The organism is Granulicatella sp. HMSC30F09 (assembly GCF_001806915.1).
GTDB lineage: Bacteria > Bacillota > Bacilli > Lactobacillales > Aerococcaceae > Granulicatella > Granulicatella adiacens.
In genome coordinates this window covers 1-24,362 of the sequence record NZ_KV786410.1, presented here as the reverse complement: position 1 = coordinate 24,362, position 24,362 = coordinate 1, and the positions used below count along the sequence as shown (strand labels likewise).

Sequence of the window (24,362 nt, the reverse complement as noted above, 5' to 3'; positions counted from 1 at the left end):
TTTCTATTCACTTCATGTTTTAGAGACAAAAAATCTTTGTTCAGTTCATAAGTTTTAATTACAATTATCCTATCCAAAGTATTTATCCACCAATTCTTGGATGCGTTCTTCTTTGGCAGCTGGAATGGTATCTTCTAAAACAAAATTCTTTCTACTGATATCTTGAGAGAGATTTCCAAAGATAAAATTAGTGGAAATGTTATAGATAATTTCAGACGGTGCAAATCCATAAACTTGATTTTCTAAGATATGTTTTAAGCGTTTTTCAGGATTTGGAAATGCATCGTTTAAGCCATTGCTATTATAAAGTCTTTTAACAAGTTCTGCAATATAGAGGCCTGATTTCATGTATAAATCAATAAATGTCTTAGATGGATCATTAAAGATTCCTGGATTTTCTTTTTCAAGATTATCTACCATTCTTTTCACTACTCGTTTAGGAGTGAAAATCTGATTGGTTTTTTGAGGTGGAATATAGTCGAAAATATCTTCTTTTTGATCTTTAAAATAATCCGCCAACTCCTCTTTCTTGCGAAGAAATTCTTGAATGGCCTCATCGAATGTTGCTCGATCAAAGAGATGTCCTGCAAAATCTTGTCCACCATCTCTTAGATAACGAAATTGGTCAATCGTAATACCAGTCACTTCAAAGAAGACATGCTCGGGGACAAAGGTGTCAAAATTATCAAGTGTTAGAGATTGATCACCATAGGCCATGATAAAACTTGGAATTGTTCTTGCAAATCCTCGCAGATGGTCCCGAATCTCATCTTGAGCTGATTGTTTCAACTGTTCAACACGTTTGATCTCAACCTGTTCGATAAACTTCTCAGGCATTTTTTCCACTTCTTTTTTGAGTGTTTGTTCTAGTTTTTCTTTGTGAATGAGATTATTTTCTTCTATTCGTCTTTCAAAATCTTCTTGAATCTTATCTTTCTGATCCTTATCATTTACTTCCTTGAGCTGTTGCTGCAACTCTTCCTTGATATGAGCTTCAGTAATTTTGCGTTCTATCTCATTTTTTCGAACTTCATTCTCAAATGTTACTGCAATTTGTTTCTTGATGTGGTCTGTTTCACGGGTTTTCAGATCATATCCTGCTTTCAATTCTTCTACAATTACCGAAGAAACTGTCTGGCTCAAGTCATTGACCAGCTGTTTTTGAGTTCGTTCCTCATCTTTTGTGACTAATTCAGCAACAGACTCACCAAGTCCATAAATTTTTTCACCAAAAAGTCGCGTTTGTTGATTAACCACTATTTCATGGTCAACAACTGCATTGCCCTCATCATCTACTTTAACATCTGAAAAGTCTAGTAGATTAGATGGTGTTTGTATTTTCCCTTCCTTTTCAATTGGTAGTTCATTTAAAATGTCTAGAACTATTTGACTAGCTTGGAAAATTCCACTGATATTATCAAAAAGGAGATTGGACATAAATCCTCGTTTGAGGACTTCTCTAGCTTTTATCTGACGTGGTATAGTCAGAACTGCCTTAGCATCAATTTCAACCATCTTACCAGCACGGTCTTCTGCTATGACAGGGAAGAAATTTAAGAGTTCTCTGATGTTATCTTCGCGAGTTGCGGAAGTTCCACCACCTCCTACAGTTGCAAGTGATAAGTTATTCGCAAACTCATCAAAGAGAATCAGAGTTCTTTCTGGCGCAAAGTCAAATACATAGGATTTTTCTTTGCGGAAGTGATTTCCTTTGCTATCGCTCCATGAGTATGGATTTTGAGCACGGAAGGCAGCTTGCATATAAAGAGCAGGTGATTTCAAGTTTGATAACATCAATACGCCTGTCCATTCAGGAATCGTCACACCTGTCGTCAACTGACCGACGGAGAGGGTAATGGTTTTGTCATTCTCTGCTATCGCTTTTCTAACCAAGTCTAAGGATTTGAGTTTGACCTTATCATCTTCTTCGGACATACGCCCGTCACCAGCAGCTAGAACAATTTCGTAGTTCTCATAGATGGGATGTTCCTCTAGTAATGCTTTTAGGGCCTTAGCTGAAGCTACACGTTCTAATAGCCAAAAAGTATGCTTGAGTTCGTTCCGGAGTTCTTTGGTTGAAAATGGATACTTTTCATTGTTTGATAGAGTATCTAACCAGTTTCTAACATCTTGCTCATGGATAAATTTCCCTTTATCATCTGTAGCGAAAAATTCACTCAAGTCAAAAGCATAGTCGATATTTTCGCCATCTAGTTGAGCACCTTTTTCTAACTCCTCACCAATCATCTGAGACATTTGATAGGTAAAGAGATTTAACTGAGGTAAGCTTTCATATGGATTTTCCTCTTCTTGCTCAGGCGACCAAGTTGTTTTAGCTGCCTGCTCATCAGCGTAAGACCAGTTGTAGATTTGCACCTCTGTAAAATCTCCCTTTGCCAATGCTTTAAATGGAGTTCCAGAAAGATGCAAGGTAAAGTTTCGACGAATCTTATTAAAGGCTTGGTCTGTCTTGAAGGTATCAACTCCTTCATGAGCCTCGTCAATAACCAACAAATCCCAATGTAGGTCAGTAACCCATTTAAGTTTATTGTGCTCTCCTCCTAGATAAGCAGAACCTTTCAAGTCTTGGAGACTGATAAAAGCAAGTTGTCGAATATCCTCATTTAAAATATCGAGGAAGTCTTTTCGTGACAAGGTTGGGCGATTTTTAAGGCTATCCGATTCTGAAACAAACTTGTAAGTCGTTTGTCCTGCTATGAATTTTTCAAAATCATCATACCACGAATTAGCAATGGCAGGCCTATTGGTTACAATCAGGACGTTGACAGCATCCATCTTCTGAGCTAAGTCATAGGTAGATAAGGTTTTACCAAAGCGTGGCTTAGCATTCCAGAGAAACTTACCTCCTGGGTGATTTTTGAAATAAGATAAGGTCTTAGAAACCGCTTCTTCTTGCTCTTGTCGCAGAGTATAGTCCTGTCCTTGGCCGGGCTGATAACCTGACAAATCGTGTTGAACAAACTTATCAAAAAGATTTTTAGATTTTTCAGGAGTTCCATTAAAGTAAAACCATTCCGTCTTAGGACGACGTTTCACATCGTGGAAAGAAAGGAAATGGTGGAAATCATAGTCTTTAAAAGTCTTTCCTTTATCAGGTTCTTCCTTATAAGCTGCATCACCAGTCCATAGGACATCTGTAGCTATATGAGCAGTATGCGTTTGTTCTTTAATTCGTTGTGTCACATCACGCTCCGTATAACCAATCTTAATCCAGCCTTCATTACTTGTTACCGTAGGGGTGGTGTATGCATAGATTTTAGGATGAATCTCTTTAGAAGTTTTAATTTCTACCATCAATCCATCTCCCTTACATGAGTCTCAATAAAGGCAATCTCTTCAGGAGAAAGGTCATATTTTTGATAGAGCTGACGGTCAATATCAGCCACTGATTGCGTCCAATCAATGTCCGAATTGACAGTGAAGTCTTGGAGTGGAACGTAATACCAAGTTTTGCGTGAGTTATGCTGAGTAACTTTCAAAACACCTAATAATACTCTAGCGAATTTAGTTTTAATAAATTTAATACAAGCATCGGCTTCAAATTTTGTTTTAAAATTACCAATAGATAAAAAAGTATCTGTATGCCCGATTAGGGGTTCCCCGATTAGGGGTGTTGATAAGACTTCACCTAAGGCACCACTTCCATTAGCTTCTGGTACAAAAACATTATAATTTTCGAATGTTTCCGGTAAATCTAAATATTTTTTATTAATATATCGATAAACACGTTCGGAACCAATTCTTCCAAGTAGAGCAACATGGTCTTTTTCTTCTTTGTTTTTGAAAACAAAATCTAACTGAGTTAGTGATTTCGAAACAATTTTATTTTTTGTCCCTTTTCCTTGCAGATTTTCAGCATTTGGATAATCAGAAAAAAGTTGATTTGAAAATCTATAAATACCTTGAGGATAAACTAAATCAGAAAAAGTTTTAAAGTCTGGATGTTTTTCGATTTTTTTTACAATATTATTCAAAGATTCAAAAATAGTAAATACTCCGATTGGGCCCAAATCTTTATCAGCATCACGATAAGTTATTGCTACTCCACCCTTTATATCCGTTCCTGTAAATACTTTACCGCTTTTAAGTTCATAGAATTGAACTTTTAAATGCTTGTCTTCAAGCATCTTTTCCATCCAATTTTTAGGGGTTTGACCAGCTTTAAATAAAAATCTTGCTGGAGTGATTAGTATCGATTTATCTGCGATTTTAATAGCTTCATCAATAAAAAAGTGATAAACTGGTTCATCCCTAGCTTCTCCTGTTTCCTGATATGGCGGATTTCCTATCACGACATCAAATTTCATTTCACTTTCCTCACTAGATAGGCGCTCAAAACCTATCATCTTATTCTTTTTCCAGTCTTTGATTTTGGTTTTAGATTCTTCTACTTCTTGAACTTCTAGCTCATCTGAAAACAAACTTAATTGTTGAAATGGACTTTGTTTAGCTGAGTAAGGACTACTTTTTTTCAGTCCATCCATTTGAAAGACATTGTAAGAGATAATGGTCGCAATTTCTTTCTTCTGCTCTAATCTTGGTTGATTTCCAGTCTTTGCAAGATAGTAGTCCTCAAATGTTGCTAAAAGATTTTCACGCGCCAAAAGGAGAGAGTCTCCTTGATACTCATAACCATAAGAAGCACGATATGCTTTTTTTACAAATTCATAGAAGGTAGCCTCGTCCGAAACATCACGACTAATGCGCTGCAATTTTCTATCAACAAAACCAACTCGCTCAGATAATGGAATTTCCTCACCAGTCACTGTATCATAGCGAGTAACCATATAAGGTGCTTCACCACAGGTAATCTCTAGCCAGCGCAATTGGATATAATCTTCAAGATCCAGAGCTTCAAGTTCAGCTTCCACATAGCTATTTTGCTTTTCAACTAACCAAGTTGGTGTAAAAACTTCGGCTTTAATCTTGGTTCGATTTTTTTGTTCATACTTAGACTTTTCTGCTCGAGGTTGAATCAAGTTTACATATTTTCCGGTAAGCTTACTTAGAGTGATTTGTTCGCGAGAACTAAATTCATTTCCTAGTAATTCATAAGAATGTGTTGCCCAAACAATGTTTTTTTTGGTCGTACGATCTTTCAAAAGTATTTTCAATAAATCAGCAGACCTTTTAATTAACTTATCTTCACTAATATCTATTGTCATAAGTCTCCTTTCTTCCATGTTTTATTCATTATATCATGTTATTGTTCAAAAAAAATATAGTTAAAATTCCTTTATTCAAAATAGATTTAATCAAAAATTTAAGATGCGTATTAGGAGAATTTGATTTTAGTAAAATTATTTAGTGTTAAGCTTTTAAAACAGACAAATCAAAATCGAAAAAAATGATTGTAAAAGGAAAAAAGCTAGTAGGAAAGATCAATTGTCAAAATATATCTGAATTAATTAAAAAGTAATATTTCTCTATTTGGAACGTGGTATACTTGAGAGGAAGAATTTTAGCGGGAGGCAATTATGGCAAAAGGGATTATTTATATTATGGAAACCGTGGTTCAAGGGATTATTAAGATTGGAAAGACAAGAATGGATCAGTTTGAAAACCGAATGAATTACCTTGAAAAAATGGATATTCAAATGTTAGCAGATTGAAGAGAAGGCTCGCGATTGAAGTAGACGAATACGATGACAAAGAGAGATTGATTCACGATATTTTCAGTAAGAGTCGAGTTGGGACTTCGGAGTTATTTGCGACAGATATGGAGACAGCAGCTTCTCTTTTATCTTCACTAGAAGGAAAGCAAGTCTATCCAACGACTAGAACAAAGAAAGAGATTTTTGAAGCAGCAACAGAAGAGCTAAAATCTCGTGAAGGACTTGAGTTACTTTCTGATGGGGAATACCGTTTGAACCGTAAAATTAAAGGGTTCGGTGAAGTAAATGGTCGAGCAACGGTAAAAAGAGGAGTATTTACCTTATTGAAAGGCAGTCTCTGCGCAGATGTGACTACTGATGCCGTTCCTTCTATTTACGATAAAGCAGTAATTGAGGATCATATTTTACAAGTAGACCTTGTTTGCTCTTCACCGTCAGCAGCCGGTTTCGTGGTGATTGGTAAAGCGAACAATGGCTGGGTAGAGTGGAAAGACGCTAACGGCAACAAGATTGATATTTATAGAAACAAATTTTAAAGATTGGAGAAAATTTATGATTATAGCAATTGGCGGTGGAGAAATAGTCAGTAATGAAACTTATGAAATAGATAAGTTTATTGTCGAGTCAGCTAAAAAGGAAAATCCTAACTTTTTATTTATACCTACAGCAAGTAAAGATGCTGAGGCTTATATAGAGACTATTAATGATTATTTTGGGAGTTTAGGATGCAAAACTGATACCTTGTATTTATCTAATGTAGAAGTAAAAAGGGAAGAACTTAATAAAAAGATTGAAAATGCAGATATCATTTATGTAGGTGGTGGTAATACTGCTTATATGATGAAAGTTTGGCAAAAATATGCTGTAGATAAGGCCCTACTGAAAGCTTATAAAAGTGGGAAGGTGCTGTCAGGTTTAAGTGCAGGTTCTATCTGTTGGTTTATAGCGGGTCATTGTGATAGTGAGTTTATTGAGGGTAGAGAGAATCCAAAATATAAATGGGTTAAGGGTCTGGGTATAATTCCTTATCTACATTGTCCACATTATGATGAGCCTGAAAGAGCAGGTTTTGATGAGTTTTACTCCGGACAGATTGCTGATGCCATTGCCCTTGAGAATCAAGTAGCTATTGTTTGGGATGGTTATGAAATGAAAGTTATTAAGTCTAATCCTAATAAAAACGCATATAAACTTTCTTGGAGTGATACAGGTTTGAATAAAGAAGTTTTATTATAGGATGAAACTGACCCCCGTAAAGGAGAATTAAATAAAAACACCCTAGGGCTATGAAGTGCACCCCAAAAGTTAGATGTTCTGTCTAACTTTTGGGGTGCACTTCATTATAAAGCAGAACCCATTTTGCACCAAATTTTTAAGAATAATGTTAGATAAGTCGAACTCTAATATAGTAATTCGCAATAAGATGAAGTACAATATGAGTATATGAAAGCGGTTAATTTTTGAGTTGTAAATGTCCTAGAAAAGATGAATCCACAATAAATTATTTGACTTAAGCACACTAAACAAATAGGTGGTGATTTCAGTTGAAAACTAGAAGTAAAAGATTACAACTACATTTTTTGATATCTACTATATTTTTTTTAGTAGGTATTATACTTGCACAAAATAAAGAATTTGTGGCTTTTGTGATGTCAAATTCAACTCTATTTTATTCTTTAATTTTTATTTTCAATATTCTATTCATGATTTATGTTTGGCGAGGAGAAAAATAATTCCCCAAAAATTATTTTATTAGGAAAAAAGGGACTAGTATGAGTAGTTTTTATATAGTTATTGTCGAAAAGAGTAAAGGGGATTGTTAAAATGAGAAAATTAAGCGGTATTAAAGTATTTCTCTTTGGTTTTTTATGCCACGTAGCGTTATTTTTGTTTGTTAATTTGTTTTTTGGGTTTGAACAATGGAATCGAGAATTTAAATTTATATTCATATTCTTAATGTTTTTGTCATTTTCTATATTTTTAAACAGAGGTTATTTTGATAAGTTTTTAAGCAAAAGGATTGAATAGCGTATAGACTGGAGATGAATGAAATGAATCGTATCTTCAAATATCTTATTGTAAGTATAATTATGGGAGTGACCGTATTCTATGCCGTTTATTATACAAAAGGTGAATATAACTATATGGCAATTCCAACAGCTTTCCTTATTAACGGACCAATTTATTTTAGTAGGAAGAAAACCTAGTTTAGTAAGCTAACTTTTAAAAATAAATGGGATAGGCTCTGGAATTTTAGTTCCGGTGCCTTTATTATTGGGGTTGAGAGACTGTGTTTAAAGGGAGTAGAGATCATGGATGAAAAGACTGAAATCAAGAAGCAAGATTTCTATGAGATGCTGTAAATATATAAATTAGAATTGTAGAGGTTAGATATGAATAAAAAATTCGAGCAAATGAGTTTAAAAGAGCTTTGGCAACTGTTTCCGATATTTTTAGTCAAACATAATAAAGAGTGGACAAAATGGTATGAAGAAGAAAGAAAATCAATATTATCAGCATTGCCGAGTAAATGCACAAAAAGAATATCTCATATCGGAAGCACGGCTATATCAGGAATATGGGCGAAAAATATTGTGGATATATTAGTTGAAGTAAACGACAAGACGGATTTAGATATTGTTAAAAATATTCTAATAAACAAGGGTTGGCTATGTATGAATACGACTGAAGCCCGCATTACATTAAACAAAGGATACACAGAACAAGGATTTGCAGAAAGAGTATTCCATCTTCATATTAGAATTGTCGGAGATAATGATGAACTGTATTTTAGAGATTATTTGAATGAGCATAAGGAAATAGGCAAAGAATACGAAGTCTTAAAACTATCGCTTTGGAAAAAATTTGAATATGACAGGGATGGATATACTGAGGCAAAAACAGATTTTATAAGAAAATATACAGATTTAGCAAAAAGTTTATATGGAAAAAGATATTAACCAAATTTTTCATTTGTAAGAAGAGATTAGGATAGTTAGATAATGTTTGATAAAGAAATAATGGCAGAGGCTCCGGAATTTTACTTCCGGAGCCTTTATTGTTGGGGGTGAAAGCCTGTATTTGAAGGGAGTAGCGATCATGGACGAAAAGATTGAAATCAAGAAGCAAGATTTCTATGAGATGATGTACTTAATGGAGAAAATTCTGTATATCGCAGAACGCTCAGGGGCCAGAGAGGATAGCGACAACAATGCGTATTCTCTAGCCATCACCTTTGGAAAAGAGAACGTTGTGCAGGAGCTGCTATCGCTTCGAAGAAACATGGATCGCTATTTAGATGAGCGGGCCGAAGAGGAGTTAGAAAAAATCCTCGAATCAATCGATGACATTACCATTCCCTATGACCTAACACTCGAAGCCTTACGAAAAGAGATCGAACCTTACTTACCGAAGAGGGTTGAGGGGTAAAAAATAGATAATAGAAAAACCGTAAATTGATATGGCCTTACTGATTCACTTGGTAAGGGGAATATCAGATTACGGTTTTTGTGTGTCGTTAAATCTTGTAGCGGGAGTTATTCTATAGTCGTTTTATATATTGACTGACAGATGTTTTGATTGTATCTAAAGAATCAACCATTCCTCGATCAATCCACTTAAAAATAACATTCCAAATGGCTCCGATATTAAATGCAATTAGATAATCAGGATTGAGGTCGCCGATTACTTTTTTGAACGGATTGTTAGAGTCATGAATCTGGTTAATAAAGGTAGGGAGAATTTCGTTCATTCTTAGAAGGAAGTAGTGAAACATTTTATTTTTATGGAGTAATGAAAGAAACTCTTTATTTCTACTACAAAAATTAAAAATAATTGAGATAGGATCATTATCGGAAGAAGAATTTTCCTCTGTATATTCGAGAATTAATTTGTCAATAATGGAATAAAGTACATCATCCTTATTATTGAAATTTAGATAGAATGTTTTTCTGACAAGATTAGTTTCCAATATGATTTGCTTTACAGATATTTCAGAATAGGGGTATAGCTGCATCAGTTTAAGCAGAGCTTCGGATATTTCTCTTTTGGATCTTAAAGCAGAAGGATGCTGTGTCTTTTTCATAAAAATCTCCTTATAAGATACACATAATTGTAAGATTGTGTATCTTGTTCATAATCTATTTACTTTATTTGTTTTATAGAGTAGCATAACTCAAAAAGATACACAAATGTGTAATGCTGATTTTCGTTGGTGCAATAGGTAGAGTGGCACTACGATGTTATGAAAGATAAGTTGAAATTTTTAAGAGATGTCAACGGTTGTAAAAATTATAAGGGATTTTAAGAAAGGGCGAATATTAGTGAGTTATGAAATTGTGATTAACGATCCTAAACAAATCATGGATGAAAGATTAGATATCTATATAAAGGGGTTTGAAGGTTTTGAAAAAGTAACAATTATATTAGAAACAAAGTGCTTTTATAATATTAATGCCCCATTGAATTTTTCTGAGGCAACATATTGGAAATCAGAGGCTATTTACTTAAGTGATGCATCAGGTGTTGTGTCCGTAAATGCTTCAACGTCAATAGGAGGAGATTATCTTGGGGTTAGAGACATGGGTTTGTTTGAAACACTTCGGCCTATGGAAGTAGTGAAACAGAAAAGAGTGATAGATTTAAATCGTGTACAATTAAAAGAAAAGGTTACTTATCAAATAACAGCCTTATTAGCCAATAAGATCATTGCTCAAGAATCATTTGACCGTTGGTATAAAAAAGAGAGTATCCAATATATGGATATCATAAAAAACACATGGCAAGGAAGACTGTTTTTTGAGGAGCCCCATAATCCTAGACCGGCAATTATAGTTTTATCAGGAAGTGATGGAGGGATTGAAAAAGCTCAAAATATTGCTATGTTATTATCGAATTACGGATTTGTGACTATGGCTATAAGTTACTTTGGAATGCGTAAACAACCTTCGAATCTTAATCAAATTCCAATTGAAAGTATAGAAGAAGCAGTGCAGTATTTAAAACGATTGGAGTTTGTAGATGGATCAAACATAGGGATTTATGGACGATCTAAAGGAGCAGAGTTAGCTTTATTATCCTTAACAAAATATTCTGGGTTAAAATGTGCTGTTTTAAACTCACCAAGCGATAGAGTTTATGAAGGAATAAGAGGCAAAATGAATGCAAAACACTCTTCCTGGACATATGAGGATAAGGAGGTTCCTTATAAACCTTTTAGATGGATTGAAGTTATTAAAAATAAGTTGTTTAAAATTCCGATGAAGGATAAAACGGGAATAATGGAATTAGAAAAAGTGAAATGCCCGTTATTATTGATTAGCTCATTTAGAGATGAAGTGTGGAATTCTTTTGATGCTGCAATGAATATCTTAACTAAAGTGAATTCTTTAAATAAAAAATTGGTCCTTACAACAGAACTAGGACATATGAACACAATCTCCTATCTACCAAATATAAGATATAATAATAGAAGTGATAAAATATATGGGGAAGCAGTAGTATCTTGGGAAAGTACGGTATCTTGGTTTATTGAGCATTTAATGAAAGAATTTAAGACGGAAAACGTGATATAAATGTATTGACACTATCAAAAAAGTGAGAAATGCAAAATACAAAGTGAAAATTTTTTGGGGGATAATTTTTTACTATTCATTATTACCTGTTATCTTCGATTTTATAATGGCTTTAAAAGGGTATAAGAAAGAGAGGCGCTCTGAATAGGGCGTCTTTTTGTTTTAAGCAATTTTAAGAGAAATTTATATTGAAAACTATCATTTAAGAAAGAGAAAAAGGTAGATAGTAATAAAAAGTAAATCGTTTTCAAAAAACGCTTAAATTTAATTAGTGGAAATGATATAATGAACTCAATTACTTCATAAATTTTCAATAAGTGGTAAAAATATGAAAAAAATGGTCGCAATTTGCGACTGGATAAAATAGTTTTAGAAGGTTAAGGTCAAGAAAAGGATAAAAAATGACACTAATCGTCATTGGTAATAGAGAAGAATTGGGAGGTACTGCGAATGACACAAATAAAGATTAAAAGCAATCCATATAATAGAGAGATTTCATATCAGACATTTGACGCAGCAACTGAAGATTGGATTGACATCAAACAAAGCGATGAGAAAAGTAGGCTAAGAGAGACGGATTCAGAACGCTTTTTTTACCTTTTAAGATTAAGGAAATTCTTAGCATTATTGTCAAAGAATACTATGTCGGAAGAGAAAAAGTACAACTACTATTTGAAGGAACTCAGGACGAGTATGTTGAAGTAGCTTCAGTTTGTGAATCAGATGAATTTAAGGAAAAGATTGACCTGATGCGTTCGAATACGATTCTTAAAAATGCCCGCTTTATTAAAGGGAAAACCAAAGAGATATTTGGAACAGTGAACCCAGTGATTAAACAGATTATGCAAGATGACGAAGATGTAATAAAGGGAATCAATAAAGTTTCGAAAGCCTTAGATGATGTGATTCCACTGTGTGTATTCGGGAATTATAGTGCAGGAAAGTCTACTTTTATTAATGCCCTAACAGGGGTGGAAATTCTTCCGAGCGGAAGTGACCCGGTTACGGCTAAAATTTATGAAATTACGAAGTCTGAACATCAGGATCAAGCAGAGATTACTTTTAAATTTCATAACGAAAGAATCAAACTATCGATTGAAGGTAAAGAATTAATAGTATCCGAAGGCAATCCAGGGCTTGAAATCGTCAAAAGTATTAAGGAAGAAATCGCAAACGCTGGTACGTATGAGTTATACGCGATGGTACGTATAGCGGTGGAAATCATAAATAATTTTGAGAAGCGAGATAGAGAAGTTACTGAAATCGGTAACGTCATTTCATTAAGCGTTCCGTTCTCTCCGAATGGGATAATTGGAACGTCTCAAAATAAATTTGTTATTTTTGATACTCCTGGGTCAAACTCAAACTCAAACGAGGACCATTCAAAAGTGTTGGCTGAGGCGATTGCTGGATTTTCAAACGGAATTCCACTCTGGATTACTCAGTATGACGCTCATGATACAAAGGATAATGCCGAATTATGTGATAATGTTTTGGCAATTGATTCATTGGATAAACGGTTCACCATGATTATTTTTAACAAAGCAGATGATGCGGACCTTCCAGAAGACGGATTTACCGAGAAACAAGTCAACGAAATTTTAGAATATCGTGCGATTGAAAAGATGTATGCTAACGGGATTTTCTTTGTTTCATCGATCATTGGCTTAGGCGGAAAAAATCATGGAGAGTTTGTAGACAGATTTTATGGAAAAAAATTTAGAACACAAAGTTTAACATTTTCAGATCCAGAAGATATCGACTATATGTCTCTATACAAGTACAATATTATGCCTTCGCAAGTGAAGCAAAATGCCCTTGAGTATTCCCAGAAAAATGAAAATCTTATTTATTCGAATAGTGGACTGTACTGCATTGAAAAAGAAATTGAAACTTTTGCAAGTAAACACTCTGCATATAACAAGTGTCAGATGGCGTTATCTTTTCTTAGCAATGTAATTGATAAGACAAATGAGCGCATTGAAGAGAAAAAGCGGACAAGAAAAGAAATAAGAGAGCATTTTGAGCAAAAATTAAATGAAAAAACATTACTTTTAAAGCAAGAAATCGAAGAGTCTGCTAGAAATATGGAAAAAGCAAATGAAAAAGATTCTAAGACGGTTGTAGAGGAGTACGTTGATCAAAATCTTCTATATCCAATGGACGAAAATCAACTTGCGCAAAAAGACGCCGATATCCGCAAAGAAATTTTTGAACAAAATGATTATGAAACTACAGCAAAAGAACTGCAAGAAGCTACAGATAAAGGGTTTGAACATTGGCAAGAAAATTTCCAGGGGTTGTTCAAACAGAATATTATAAATGCTGCAAAAACGTTGGTAAATGATCTTGCAAGCGATGTAAAAGATTTTCAAGAATCTAGAACTAAAAAGAATGAAAAAGAGAAAATGCTTGATCATTTAGCTTCAAATAAAACGATGAAATACGTTATCAATTCCTATCAAGACAATATTGATGATGCCCAGAATAAACTATCTACCTATTTAGACGAATATTGGCGTGAAAAGGAAAGAGAGTTTAAGAGACAACTAATTCTTAAAGTGACTGAATCGGATACATTAACAGAGTCACAGCGAGAAGAAATAGCGGAAAAAATAAAAAATTATGATGTTAATAATTTTAAAGAGCAGGCTAATTCGGTGTTTGTCAGAGAAAAATTCTTAAGAGGAATGGTGTTAGGAATTCATCTTTTTGAAGATGAAAAATTGAATACTCGACGTCTAGCTAGAATCTATAATAATCAAATAACGACTAATGTAGAGAAAATGTCCCAAGAGATGAATGAATATTGTTTTATGCAATTTAAAAATTGGGAGAAAAAAATTCTTGATGAAATTAACGAAGGACTTGCTGAGTATAATCCAGAATTAAGAGATTTGACTAAGAAAATTCGTCTTGAGACAGATAGTCTTATCGCGTTAGAGCAAAATCAAATGATGATACGATCTTCTTTAGAAACGATTAAAAGTTTGATGTCGTGGGAAGTAGTGGAAGGGGTATAGGATATGGGAATTAAAAATGCCATTAAGAAAATTGCTGGAAAAGCTGGAGACCAAGTTGCTAAGTTATCTTCTTTGAGTCCAGAGCAGTTAGAAAATGTACAGTTGCTTCGTGAAAAATACTTGCTTGAAACTCCGAATCCAAACGATGCTACTGCGCGTGAGTTGACGGAACGTTTGATGGCTGCAAGTAGTATCGAAATTTTCAATGCTTATCTTCCACAGATTAAGGATCTTTATTTACCACTCAATAATGAGGCGGAATTTGGGAAAGAGTTCGATGATGCGCATAACATTCGCTATATCAACATTACAAAGTGGGTTACAGATAAGAAAGAAAATAACTTAGAGAAACTGGTTAATGTCTACGCAGTGCTTTCTAACGATGATTGCAACATTGCTTTAGTTTTTGATCGTAAACAGAATACGACTAATGTGTATCTGGCTGTTGTGAACAATAAAAATTCAACGAGTAGTACTGATGTTGATAACTATAAGGATCAAATCGTTGAAGCGATAAGAGGTAATTTTCCTGGAGCTGAGTGGAAGGAAGAGGGGTTAGGCGTATTACCTTGCTTTAACGAAGATAAAAAATATTCTGTCGCAACGGCTTCCAATATCCCAGCGGAAAAATCGGAGAAGTTTATTAGTCAGACGATTGAAAAATTAATTGATGGAATTGTTCCAGAAACGAAAAAGAAAGAATATACAATTATTCTTCTGGCAACACCAATTCTAGATGTAGAAGATAGAAAAATTAAATTGGGAGAATTCTATTCTGGGTTATCCCCTTATGCTTCCTGGTCTACAAATTTCCAAAGAACAGAGAACGAAAGTGTTAGTTCATCTGCGACTGTTGGTGTCAATGTTGGGGCCAGTGCGGGAGTGCAGAACGGAGTCAATACTGCCATAACAGAGAGTCAAGGAACGTCAGATAGCAGTGCCCGTACAGATACCGAATCTGCAAGTGATACAGATACGACTGGTGAATCTTATACAGAAAGTGACACGCATAGCACTTCGGAAGGTACAAGTGAAACGAATACAGATACAACGGGACAGTTTAATTCAATTGGTGGTGGAGGATCTGCAGGAGTATCTGTAGGGCAAGATGAATTTCGTGTGAATGTCGGGACCAACGTTAACTATAGCGAAGGCTGGAATAGTGGCACAGCCAAATCTCTCGGAAAAACTGCAGCCGAAACGATTGCTAAAGGAACTGCAAAGACTTTGACTGATAGTACTAGCAGAACGGTAGGAACAGCGGTTGCGAACACTCTAGGTCGAGCAGTGACTAATTCGATTGCGGCGACAAATGGCGCTACTAAGAGTGTAGGATTTGGAGCGAATATTGGAGCGAACTTTGCTCGTTCTTCTACGACTACAGTTATGCTAGGTAAAAACGAAGGAATCACACAGAACTTTACGAACTTTAATATTCAATACGCGTTGGAAATGCTTAAAGGACAGATGAAACGTTTCGAACAGAGTACGGCACTTGGAATGTGGGATTTTGCAGCTTACGTAATCAGTGAAGATCCAAATGTAGCGAATAACGTAGCTCATTCGTATTTAGCATTAACGCTTGGCGAAGATTCATATATGTCTAAATCTGCCATCAATACTTGGCGCGGAAATGTTGAAGATGAGGCTGGGCAAGCAAAAGAAATCACTGAGTATATTAAGACACTTCGTCATCCAGTGTTTGGATTAAATCCTGCAGTGGTAGGGAAGATAGAAGATAATGAAGTGAAACTTGAGGTAGACGAAGAAACTGAATTTATCGTTTATCCGCCGATTGTAACTGCAACCACGAGTCTATCTGGCAAAGAATTGGCATACTCATTGAACTTCCCTCAAAAATCAGTTGCAGGCCTTCCTGTACTAGAATGTGTTGAGTTTGGAAGAAATGTAGTGACGTATGATGATGTTTATCGAGGTGAATCCGAAATTAAACTCGGTCATGTATTCCATATGAATCGAATGGAAAACACTGAGGTGGCTCTTTCTAAACAATCATTAGCTTCACATACATTTATTACAGGTAGTACCGGTTCAGGTAAGAGTAATACAGTCTACCAGATGATTGAGCGCGCTAGAAAACAAGGAGTTAAGTTCCTTGTGGTAGAGCCAGCTAAAGGTGAATATAAGAATGTGTTTGGTCATAGAAATGATGTGACAGTGTTGGGGACGAATCCACTTGTCAGCCAACTTCTAAGAATCAATCCATTCAGTTTCCCTAAAAACATTCATGTTCTAGAACATATGGATCGATTAGTAGAAATCTTCAATGTTTGTTGGCCGATGTATGCGGCAATGCCAGCGGTTTTAAAGAGCGCTGTTGAAAAGTCATACGTAGATTGTGGCTGGAATCTTGTTAAATCCCAAAACAAATATGATGAAGAGTTATATCCAACGTTTGCGGATGTAGCTAGAAATGTGAAAAGCATTATTGATTCAAGTGAATATGATGCGGAAAATAAAGGCGCCTATAAAGGTTCATTGCTCACAAGATTAGAGTCTTTATGCAATGGTATTAATGGAATGATTTTCGTTTCGGATGAAATTAGTGCGACACAATTATTTGAGGAAAATGTCATTGTTGACCTAAGCCGTGTAGGATCTAGTGAAACAAAATCTCTAATTATGGGAATGCTGGTGCTAAAACTTCAAGAGTACCGTATGTCTCAAGCAAATGGAATGAATGCAGAGTTGAAGCATATTACAGTCCTTGAAGAAGCGCATAATCTATTAAGAAGAACTTCAAGTGAACGTTCGTCAGAAGGAAGCAACTTACTCGGAAAGAGTGTTGAGATGCTTTCGAATGCGATTGCGGAAATGCGTACGTATGGAGAAGGATTTATTATTGTCGACCAGGCTCCAGGATTAATGGATATGTCGGTCATTCGAAATACGAATACGAAAATTATTCTCAGACTTCCAGACCAAACGGATAGAGAGTTGGTCGGAAGAGCAGCGAATCTGAATGAAGATCAAATAACAGAATTGGCAAAACTTCCTTGTGGGGTCGGGGCTGTATACCAAAATGAATGGGTGCAACCTGTCTTGTGTAAGGTTGATAGAGTCGATATCGACGAAAAAAAATATCAATATACTCCTAAGAAGCTTGATGGAAATTACAGAAATGATGTAGAAGTGTTCTTGTTGGATTACATCATGGAACGAGGAATTTTCAGAAGAGTGAATAAGGAAGATTTGAAGGCAATTAAATCGAAAATGCTTCACTCAAACTTAGACACACAAGTGAAGTGCAAGTTTATGGATTATCTTGAAAAAGACGGAGAAGAGGCGTGGGCTGCTTTCAGACAGCTGGTCTATGATTTCTTTTCTGTAGAAAACACCATCATTAAAGTAAAACACACTAACGATATTATTGAGTGGACACGTGAACTTGTTGAACAGTTAAAACCGTCGATAAAACTTTACTCAAACAAGCAAATTAATACAGCCGTAGCGTTAATTTTATATGAACAACAATTACGGGATGCGTCCTACGATGGAGTGTTAACGAGATTTACGGAAGTATACCAAGAAAAAGGGAGGGTGTTCTAATGAATGAGATAAAATCTTTAGAAACGGCAGAAATTAAAGTGACAGCTGTCGAGAGATCTATTGAGATTGAACCGCAATCAGGGCTGACTTTAGAAGAAGCAAAAGGAATCTTAGAAGCGTCGTTTTCTGTTGATAATATTGAAGCGGATGAGTATGAATTTGGAGGGAAATATAATTCGTATGAGGCTCGACTAAATCAGGTGCCGCAAAACGGCGAAAACGGAGCTTTCGAAGGAGAACGAGGACATTCTAAGTTTGTTCCATCAGATACAACAGAACGCGGGGAGGCATGTAAAGAGAAACTCGCTGAATATGGCAAAGATGGGATTGAGTATAAAAATCTTGAGCCTGATTTTTCTGAGGTGTCGTCTGCTACTGTGACAATCGATAAAATGACGGCAAATCGTAATGATTATCAAGAAGATGGTGAATGGAAGGCCGGGAACTTCTCTCAAGCGGATGCTAAACTAGCCGAACAATGGAATACGCAAGGGAAAGATGGGAGAACGGATTGGACGGACAAGGATGTCTATAATTTCAGAAAAGATTCTGAGCAAAAATACACTTGGCATGAGCGCTGTGACACAAAGACGATGGATTTAGTACCTAGTGAGATTCATCAGTGTTGCAAGCATTTAGGTGGGGTGTCTGAATGTAAAGTTCGAGATGCTCAAAATAACGGAGGTGAATTCGATGAGTAAGATTAAAGCTGAAATCTGGGGTAGAGAGTTTGAATTACCAATCATCGTGAAGAAGTTTAGTGGAGAAGATAGTACAGAAACACAAAAGGAAGCAGTAGAACGATTTAAGAACAACTTACAATTGATTAACGCTGCAAAACCCGAAGTTGTGAAATACATCTTAGAAAACGGATTGAAGGACAATGGTATTACAGTGGTAGATAACATCTTCAAGTATGTTATTCCTAAAACAATCTCTGTTCCGCAAGTTAAGGAGAGAGTTGTAGCCGTAATGTGCGACTTTAAATTCGACATGGAAAATGGTTTAGCCATCGTTTTTGAAAACGAAAAATTCAAAGAAGTCGGATATCAAGACTTAGTGTTATAAGAACACGGGGGATATAAAGCGAGAAAGCTTAGAAACTACGTGTTTCTAAGCTTTTTGTGCAGAAAATATATAAAAAGGGATATTGATTGTGAAATGATAGGCATTTAGAACGGTTAAAAAGGATTATTAAACAAAACATATTATAGGAGTATGGACAAATGAATAAAGTAAATAAAATGAGCATAAGCGAGATTGCTAGAGAATATGGAATTACGAACGAGCAATTAAAAATTCATTTGAGTGAAAATAAAGTGTGGGTTTTTAATGACGACGATAAAATTGATATGTTGCAAAATGATGTTAAAATTGCGATAGAAAAATTGAAAATGAAAAGAGAAGGAGATCATGTAAATAACTCAGATATTAAAGAATTTCGAATTACGGGATTATTTGGGGATCAAGATATTGAGATTGATTTTAAGAATGATATTTCTATTTTAGTTTCTGAGAATGGAGCTGGAAAAACAACAGTATTGAAACTACTAATAGCGCTTCTTCAAAATAATTATAAATATTTAAGATCGGTTAGGTTTAAAAAAATAAGTCTGAAGTTAGGAGAACAATTTATTTATTACGATAAAAGTGATTTTGAAACTGAAGAGAATATTAAAGATTTGAGAGTGCAGTCTCAAAATCTATTTTTGAAACTTAGAGGGAAGTTACCTTATGAGGATTTTATTAATGTTGAGAATGAATTGAAAAAAAGCCTGATATTAGACTTAGAAGTATTAGATTTTATAGAAGAAAAGTTCGTTAAGGCTCCTACAGACTATCATGATGAAGTAATGATTTTGTTAAGAAAATTAAGGGAGAAACAAGAATCTTTAGTATCAATAAAAAATGATATTTCGTTTGGTAAGGAAATTATTTTTTGCCCTACATATAGACGTGTAGAAGATGATTATACTAGTATTTATAAAGTTGATTTTAGATCCAAAAATTATAATTTTACAGGGCAACCCATAGAGTTTGGGATGAGGGATGTAAGGCGTACAATTGATAATTTATTAAATAAACAAAGGATGGAAGCGAATTTTAGTTATAGAAAAATGAGCGAAGATATCTTTAGAGATTTAATAAAAAACAAAATTTCTATTTCATCTTGTAAGGAGGATACAATAGATTTTAATAAAATTGATGTTATTGTTAATCGAGCGATGCCGAATAACGCATGGCAAGAAGGAGAGTTGAAAAGTTATTACGAGAGACAAAACAATGAAACAAAAGTCTTCTTTGAATATTACGTTACAAAGTTAATAGAGATATATGATTATCAGAAAATAATAGATGATAAGTTAGAGAAGTTTGCCAAAATTTGTACTAAATATTTAGAATCCAAGACTATGAAATACGATGTTAATTCATTAAGTTTAAATATTTATGATAACAATGATAGAGTAATTGATTTAGAATGGTTATCTTCTGGTGAAAAACAAATTATTTCAATTTTCTCTAAAGTGTATTTAGAATGTGTATCTCCATGCGTTTTTATTATAGATGAACCTGAATTATCATTGTCTATAGAGTGGCAAAGAACATTTTTAAAAGATATATATGAGTCGGGAAAAGTAGATTTATTGATTGCTACAACTCATTCGCCGTTTATATTTGATAATGAATATTTTGAGTATACTACGTCATTAACGAGGGGGAGAAAGTAATGACTACTCCTTTACTAATGAAAAGAAGCGGGGAATGTGACGCAACAATACTTACTGATTACTTAACGAATAGAAATAGTAATATGGTATTTATATTTTATGAAGGTAAAGATGACCCTAAGTTCTATCATCAACATATAAGAATATTTTTAAAAAAATGCAGTAAAAGGTATAAAAATTTTATTTGTAATGGTAAGACAAGTGTTTTACGCTTGCAAAAGCAGATCAAAAAAATGCAGGTTGAAGGAGAAGTTACATTATTTTTCGTAGATAAAGATTATGATATGAATAATAATATTGATAAGGATATCTTTATAACTCCAACATATTCCATAGAAAATTTATATTTTACGGACGAAGCATTAGAAGCATTATTAGTATGCGAGATGGGAATATCCTTTGAGGATGAGAACGATAAAAAGGACTTAAAAATAGCGTTAGATTTTTTAAAAAGTAAAAGATCTCAAATTGTTGATGAGATCATTTATGGTTGTGCTTGTTATTCGTTGGGGTTAAAGAAGATTATGGAAAATGGATTAGAAGAAAAAGGGTTGTGTGAGTTAAAGACATATAACAATATACGAATGATAAGAAATATGACAGATTTCAATCAAAGAATGGAAAGTTGCAAGTTAGATGATGCAAACGAAGTTGATATTGAATGTAATCGACTCCAATCTTCCCCGGAACGGTTAATAAGAGGAAAATATTTTCTTGAAAAAATGCCATCATATATAAATGAAATAGGGTCAGAAATTTCTAAAAAAGAAAATAGTCAATTTTCCAAGAATAGGAAGTTTAGGGTGAATACAAGTGCTCTAACGTTGCTTCAGGACTTGTCCTCATATGCAGAGTTACCGAAGGAGTTATTGGAATATTTAGAGGTAAAGTTTAGAGATGTAACACAGGAAAGTGAAAATATAGGGGGCTAAAACATAGCTGAGGTAGCATGATTTATCTAAACTTCCAACGATTTGCTATGTATTAAAGCACATAACTTAAAGAAAAAGTTATGTGCTTTTTGATTGCCGAAATTTTCTTGCAACCGTTATCTTACGTTTGCCATCCACCCGCCCCTAATCGTATACTAACGATGTACAACCATTAAGGAGGGTTTTTATGTTTTTATCGGAAGAGTTATTACAGGAAATTCATGAGCGTGCACCGCATTACGACAAAGAGAATGCGTGGCCTGCTGAAGACTATGCAGCGCTAAAAGAGGCGGGATACTTGAAGGCGTTCGTGCCAAAAGAGTACGGAGGATTCGGTCTCACGCTGAAAGAGATTGCGCAAGAACAAACGCGTTTAGCGATGGCAGCTCCAGGGACAGCGCTTGGGGTGAATATGCACCAAATTATTGTCGGCCTTGGCAAGCACATGGTTCGTTTTGGCAACAAGAAGGGGGAACAAATCCTTCGCGATGCTGCAGAAGGAAAGTTGTTGGCGTTTGGGATTTCTGAACCTTCGAACGACCGTGTGTTATTCGGTTCGATTTCTGAGGCTCGTCCAGAAGAGGGCGGCGCGTATCGTTTTTACGGCAAGAAAGTCTTCTTATCCATGGGAAAATATTGCGACAAGTTGGTTTCATTTGGGCAAGATAATACAGGGGAGTCACCATTATCAGTGTTCGCGTATTTAACACCAGACCAAGAAACGTTTATCGTAAAAGACGACTGGGATACAATGGGCATGCGTGCGACGCAATCAAACAGTGTGGAGTTGAAAGGCATCTTCGCAGCAGAAGAGCAAATTTTAACGAAAGTGGCTCCTGGACCAAGCTTCGATCCAGTGGTATTCGGTATTTTCGCATACTTCGAAATTTTACTGGCGGCAACGTACTTCGGTATCGGGAAACGTGCGCTAGAAATCGGGGTAGAGACAGTGAAGAAACGTCACTCTGTATCCAATGATGCGCCTTATGCCAACGATAAAAACATTCGCTGGAGAATTGCGGAAGCGGCGATTATGCTAGACGGTATCCAACCGCAAATTAACGAGTTGAGTGATACGTTAGAAGCGAGCACAGAATACAGCTTCATCTGGTTGCCTCGTTTATCTTCTATTAAGAACCGTTCAGTGGAAGTGTCGAAGAAAGCCGTGGAAGAAATCGTTCGTGCAAGCGGCGGAAGTTCGTACTTCAACCGTACAGAATTATCTCGCTTATACCGCGACGTGTTGGCTGGCTTGTTCCAACCAAGTGACCAAGAGTCATTGCATGATGCGTGGGCGAATATTCTCTTAGGACCTATCCAATAATTTTATATATAGTAGAAAAGCTCGCTTGCGTGGTGCAGGCGAGCTTATTTGTGTTTAAACAAGTTCAGAGAGAGTATCCGTATTTGTGAATCCACTGTTATTAAATATCTAATTTTTCGATGATTTCACCATTCTGTTGTTTGGATTGAATTTTTTGAATCAGCTCTTCCCCTAAATACTTGGAGAATGCACTTAGGTCAGGTGCAACTTCAAAGAGAATATGGTGGTTTTCTTCAACTGGGATAAATGAAGACTGATGATTTTTTGGATTTGACCAAAAATTCCAATTCGTATCGGTTCGCTCGTAATAAACATAGTTGTTCTTTTTCGTAACGTAAATTCTTTTATTCGTCAGAGTCCGTTCATCTTGGGATTTAATAATAGTTGAATATAATTTTAATCCCTCGAATTGCTTATATTCTCGAATTTTATCCTTTGAAACGTTAAGTTTAATGACTTCATAATCCATAACCTTACCTCCAAAATAGTCAACTGGATGATATGCTGTTACTTCTATTAAACCACTTTTTAAGAGTGATGTCTATCTCTTTATGATTATGAGACGGGTAGTTAGATTGGCTAAGATGAAATTTTCAGTGTTGAACAACCGAAATGTAACATATAAGTTACGTAACTTTTATGTTACATTTTGCTTTTTTAGAAATACGTCTTTACAAGTTCAAGTTCTGCTTCGTTTAGTTCTCGGTATTCCCCAGGAGCCAGCGATTCATCTAACACAAACTCTCCAAAGCGAATGCGTTTAAGATACGTCACTTTCACACCAACGCATAGAAACATCTTCTTCACTTGATGGAATTTCCCTTCAGAGATTGTGACGGTCGCACGGCTTAAGCTGCCGCTACTTTCTATTATCGTAAGCGAACTAGTTTTGCATTGATACCCACCGTGGAAAGTGACGCCGCGTTTGAAGGTTTCTACGGAATCTTTGTCAAGCGGGCCGTTGACTTCTACATAATATTCCTTCTCGATATGTTGGTCGGGGTTTAACATGCGATAACCCAGCGGACCATTATTTGTCACAAGCAGCAGTCCCTCGGTATCCCCATCGAGTCGTCCAAGCGGGTAGAGGCCTTCAACGTTCTCTTTTGAGAAGAGGTCGATGACGGTCGTATGTTCCTTATCGGTCGTAGCGGAGATGACGCCTTGAGGTTTATTCAGCATGTAGTACTTCTGGCTGTCGTCGTGAATCTGAGTACCGTTCACCGTGATGACTTGCAGGGTTGCGTCGACATTATTGCTGACGTGAGTGGCCGAAACACCATCGATTAAGACAGCTTCGTTCTTGATGAGTTTCTTCATTTCACGGCGGCTCAGCACCAGATGTTTCATTAATAGATGTTCGAGTCTCATAGGCCCTCCTTGCAGTCGTTTTCTCGATTATACAATTTTTTTCAAAAATCGAGTAGTTATTCGTTGACGTCTCTTTCTTCCTGTGGTAAATTATTAAACGTTGTCGCGCAAGATGTTAAAAAACATCGAATCATATTTCTTGCAAAGAAAATGAACGCGTGATATGATATCAAAGTTGTTGCAAAACAACGATTGACCTTTGAA

Annotated in this window: 20 protein-coding genes; 15 read left to right on the top strand and 5 right to left on the bottom strand. The window is 35.5% G+C overall.

Going from position 1 to position 24,362, the window contains the following annotated elements:
- Nucleotides 1–69: 69 nt before the first annotated feature.
- The gene (locus HMPREF3103_RS01080; RefSeq protein ID WP_070436915.1) at nucleotides 70–3,318 is read right to left on the bottom strand and encodes a DEAD/DEAH box helicase family protein; all 3,249 of its coding nucleotides are present in this window, start codon (nucleotides 3,316–3,318) and stop codon (nucleotides 70–72) included.
- Nucleotides 3,315–5,186 carry an Eco57I restriction-modification methylase domain-containing protein gene (locus HMPREF3103_RS01075; RefSeq protein ID WP_070436914.1) on the bottom strand — a complete coding sequence of 624 codons (1,872 nt, stop codon included), beginning with the start codon at nucleotides 5,184–5,186 and terminating at the stop codon, nucleotides 3,315–3,317. Before HMPREF3103_RS01075 ends, HMPREF3103_RS01080 begins: the two co-directional genes overlap by 4 nt.
- Nucleotides 5,187–5,498: 312 nt before the next feature.
- Between HMPREF3103_RS01075 and HMPREF3103_RS09675 the strand changes: the two genes are divergently transcribed.
- The 6 genes from HMPREF3103_RS09675 to HMPREF3103_RS01050 all read left to right on the top strand — a co-directional run bounded on the left by HMPREF3103_RS09675 (nucleotide 5,499) and on the right by HMPREF3103_RS01050 (nucleotide 9,065).
- Nucleotides 5,499–5,633 (top strand): hypothetical protein, encoded by a 135-nt coding sequence (locus HMPREF3103_RS09675; protein WP_256365582.1) that lies wholly within the window; start codon nucleotides 5,499–5,501, stop codon nucleotides 5,631–5,633.
- Complete coding sequence (locus HMPREF3103_RS01070; protein ID WP_210387102.1) at nucleotides 5,630–6,172, top strand: DUF4357 domain-containing protein; 543 nt, start codon at nucleotides 5,630–5,632, stop codon at nucleotides 6,170–6,172. Before HMPREF3103_RS09675 ends, HMPREF3103_RS01070 begins: the two co-directional genes overlap by 4 nt.
- A gap of 16 nt (nucleotides 6,173–6,188) precedes the next feature.
- The gene (locus tag HMPREF3103_RS01065) at nucleotides 6,189–6,872 is read left to right on the top strand and encodes a Type 1 glutamine amidotransferase-like domain-containing protein (RefSeq protein ID WP_070436913.1); all 684 of its coding nucleotides are present in this window, start codon (nucleotides 6,189–6,191) and stop codon (nucleotides 6,870–6,872) included.
- A gap of 815 nt (nucleotides 6,873–7,687) precedes the next feature.
- The gene (locus HMPREF3103_RS09505; protein ID WP_168132794.1) at nucleotides 7,688–7,843 is read left to right on the top strand and encodes a hypothetical protein; all 156 of its coding nucleotides are present in this window, start codon (nucleotides 7,688–7,690) and stop codon (nucleotides 7,841–7,843) included.
- Between the two features lie 186 nt (nucleotides 7,844–8,029).
- Nucleotides 8,030–8,596: a GrpB family protein gene (locus HMPREF3103_RS01055; RefSeq protein WP_070436911.1), complete on the top strand. Its 567-nt coding sequence runs from the start codon at nucleotides 8,030–8,032 to the stop codon at nucleotides 8,594–8,596.
- Between the two features lie 139 nt (nucleotides 8,597–8,735).
- The gene (locus HMPREF3103_RS01050; protein WP_070436910.1) at nucleotides 8,736–9,065 is read left to right on the top strand and encodes a hypothetical protein; all 330 of its coding nucleotides are present in this window, start codon (nucleotides 8,736–8,738) and stop codon (nucleotides 9,063–9,065) included.
- A gap of 112 nt (nucleotides 9,066–9,177) precedes the next feature.
- Here HMPREF3103_RS01050 and HMPREF3103_RS01045 read toward each other — a convergent pair whose 3' ends face one another.
- Nucleotides 9,178–9,720 carry a TetR/AcrR family transcriptional regulator gene (locus tag HMPREF3103_RS01045; RefSeq protein WP_070436909.1) on the bottom strand — a complete coding sequence of 181 codons (543 nt, stop codon included), beginning with the start codon at nucleotides 9,718–9,720 and terminating at the stop codon, nucleotides 9,178–9,180.
- A gap of 238 nt (nucleotides 9,721–9,958) precedes the next feature.
- Here HMPREF3103_RS01045 and HMPREF3103_RS01040 point away from each other — a divergent pair, with 238 nt between their 5' ends.
- From HMPREF3103_RS01040 to HMPREF3103_RS01000, 9 genes are all read left to right on the top strand, one after another.
- A complete protein-coding gene (locus HMPREF3103_RS01040; protein ID WP_246826937.1) occupies nucleotides 9,959–11,209 on the top strand; it encodes an acyl-CoA thioesterase/bile acid-CoA:amino acid N-acyltransferase family protein in 1,251 nt (416 codons plus the stop codon).
- Nucleotides 11,210–11,659: 450 nt separating this feature from the next.
- Nucleotides 11,660–11,914: a hypothetical protein gene (locus tag HMPREF3103_RS01035; protein WP_070436908.1), complete on the top strand. Its 255-nt coding sequence runs from the start codon at nucleotides 11,660–11,662 to the stop codon at nucleotides 11,912–11,914.
- Nucleotides 11,915–12,036: 122 nt separating this feature from the next.
- Nucleotides 12,037–14,232, top strand: coding sequence for a dynamin family protein (locus tag HMPREF3103_RS01030; protein ID WP_168132792.1), 2,196 nt, complete (start codon nucleotides 12,037–12,039; stop codon nucleotides 14,230–14,232).
- Nucleotides 14,233–14,235: 3 nt separating this feature from the next.
- Complete coding sequence (locus HMPREF3103_RS01025; RefSeq protein WP_070436906.1) at nucleotides 14,236–17,802, top strand: helicase HerA domain-containing protein; 3,567 nt, start codon at nucleotides 14,236–14,238, stop codon at nucleotides 17,800–17,802.
- On the top strand, nucleotides 17,802–18,503 hold the full coding sequence (locus HMPREF3103_RS01020) for an HNH endonuclease (RefSeq protein ID WP_070436905.1): 702 nt from the start codon (nucleotides 17,802–17,804) through the stop codon (nucleotides 18,501–18,503). The genes HMPREF3103_RS01025 and HMPREF3103_RS01020 overlap by 1 nt, the downstream gene beginning before the upstream one ends.
- Entirely contained in the window at nucleotides 18,496–18,870 is a 375-nt protein-coding gene (locus tag HMPREF3103_RS01015) for a DUF6985 domain-containing protein (protein ID WP_070436904.1), read from the top strand. The genes HMPREF3103_RS01020 and HMPREF3103_RS01015 overlap by 8 nt, the downstream gene beginning before the upstream one ends.
- A gap of 158 nt (nucleotides 18,871–19,028) precedes the next feature.
- Nucleotides 19,029–20,531 (top strand): AAA family ATPase, encoded by a 1,503-nt coding sequence (locus HMPREF3103_RS01010; RefSeq protein ID WP_070436903.1) that lies wholly within the window; start codon nucleotides 19,029–19,031, stop codon nucleotides 20,529–20,531.
- A complete protein-coding gene (locus HMPREF3103_RS01005; protein WP_070436902.1) occupies nucleotides 20,531–21,463 on the top strand; it encodes a DUF4435 domain-containing protein in 933 nt (310 codons plus the stop codon). Before HMPREF3103_RS01010 ends, HMPREF3103_RS01005 begins: the two co-directional genes overlap by 1 nt.
- Nucleotides 21,464–21,650: 187 nt before the next feature.
- Nucleotides 21,651–22,787: an acyl-CoA dehydrogenase family protein gene (locus HMPREF3103_RS01000; RefSeq protein WP_070436901.1), complete on the top strand. Its 1,137-nt coding sequence runs from the start codon at nucleotides 21,651–21,653 to the stop codon at nucleotides 22,785–22,787.
- 100 nt (nucleotides 22,788–22,887) lie between these two features.
- Here the strand turns inward: HMPREF3103_RS01000 and HMPREF3103_RS00995 are convergent, their stop codons facing one another.
- Together HMPREF3103_RS00995 and HMPREF3103_RS00990 are read right to left on the bottom strand one after the other, a co-directional pair.
- Nucleotides 22,888–23,256 carry an EXLDI protein gene (locus HMPREF3103_RS00995; protein ID WP_049554753.1) on the bottom strand — a complete coding sequence of 123 codons (369 nt, stop codon included), beginning with the start codon at nucleotides 23,254–23,256 and terminating at the stop codon, nucleotides 22,888–22,890.
- A gap of 188 nt (nucleotides 23,257–23,444) precedes the next feature.
- Complete coding sequence (locus tag HMPREF3103_RS00990; RefSeq protein ID WP_070436900.1) at nucleotides 23,445–24,158, bottom strand: 16S rRNA pseudouridine(516) synthase; 714 nt, start codon at nucleotides 24,156–24,158, stop codon at nucleotides 23,445–23,447.
- Nucleotides 24,159–24,362: the final 204 nt, after the last annotated feature.

Coding starts and splice junctions, on each gene's coding strand:
- HMPREF3103_RS01075 (WP_070436914.1), bottom strand. CDS start 5,186: ATGACAATAGATATTAGTGAAGATAAGTTAATTAAAAGGTCTGCTGAT.
- HMPREF3103_RS09675 (WP_256365582.1), top strand. CDS start 5,499: ATGGCAAAAGGGATTATTTATATTATGGAAACCGTGGTTCAAGGGATT.
- HMPREF3103_RS01065 (WP_070436913.1), top strand. CDS start 6,189: ATGATTATAGCAATTGGCGGTGGAGAAATAGTCAGTAATGAAACTTAT.
- HMPREF3103_RS09505 (WP_168132794.1), top strand. CDS start 7,688: ATGAATCGTATCTTCAAATATCTTATTGTAAGTATAATTATGGGAGTG.
- HMPREF3103_RS01055 (WP_070436911.1), top strand. CDS start 8,030: ATGAATAAAAAATTCGAGCAAATGAGTTTAAAAGAGCTTTGGCAACTG.
- HMPREF3103_RS01050 (WP_070436910.1), top strand. CDS start 8,736: ATGGACGAAAAGATTGAAATCAAGAAGCAAGATTTCTATGAGATGATG.
- HMPREF3103_RS01045 (WP_070436909.1), bottom strand. CDS start 9,720: ATGAAAAAGACACAGCATCCTTCTGCTTTAAGATCCAAAAGAGAAATA.
- HMPREF3103_RS01035 (WP_070436908.1), top strand. CDS start 11,660: ATGACACAAATAAAGATTAAAAGCAATCCATATAATAGAGAGATTTCA.
- HMPREF3103_RS01025 (WP_070436906.1), top strand. CDS start 14,236: ATGGGAATTAAAAATGCCATTAAGAAAATTGCTGGAAAAGCTGGAGAC.
- HMPREF3103_RS01020 (WP_070436905.1), top strand. CDS start 17,802: ATGAATGAGATAAAATCTTTAGAAACGGCAGAAATTAAAGTGACAGCT.
- HMPREF3103_RS01015 (WP_070436904.1), top strand. CDS start 18,496: ATGAGTAAGATTAAAGCTGAAATCTGGGGTAGAGAGTTTGAATTACCA.
- HMPREF3103_RS01010 (WP_070436903.1), top strand. CDS start 19,029: ATGAATAAAGTAAATAAAATGAGCATAAGCGAGATTGCTAGAGAATAT.
- HMPREF3103_RS01005 (WP_070436902.1), top strand. CDS start 20,531: ATGACTACTCCTTTACTAATGAAAAGAAGCGGGGAATGTGACGCAACA.
- HMPREF3103_RS01000 (WP_070436901.1), top strand. CDS start 21,651: ATGTTTTTATCGGAAGAGTTATTACAGGAAATTCATGAGCGTGCACCG.
- HMPREF3103_RS00995 (WP_049554753.1), bottom strand. CDS start 23,256: ATGGATTATGAAGTCATTAAACTTAACGTTTCAAAGGATAAAATTCGA.
- HMPREF3103_RS00990 (WP_070436900.1), bottom strand. CDS start 24,158: ATGAGACTCGAACATCTATTAATGAAACATCTGGTGCTGAGCCGCCGT.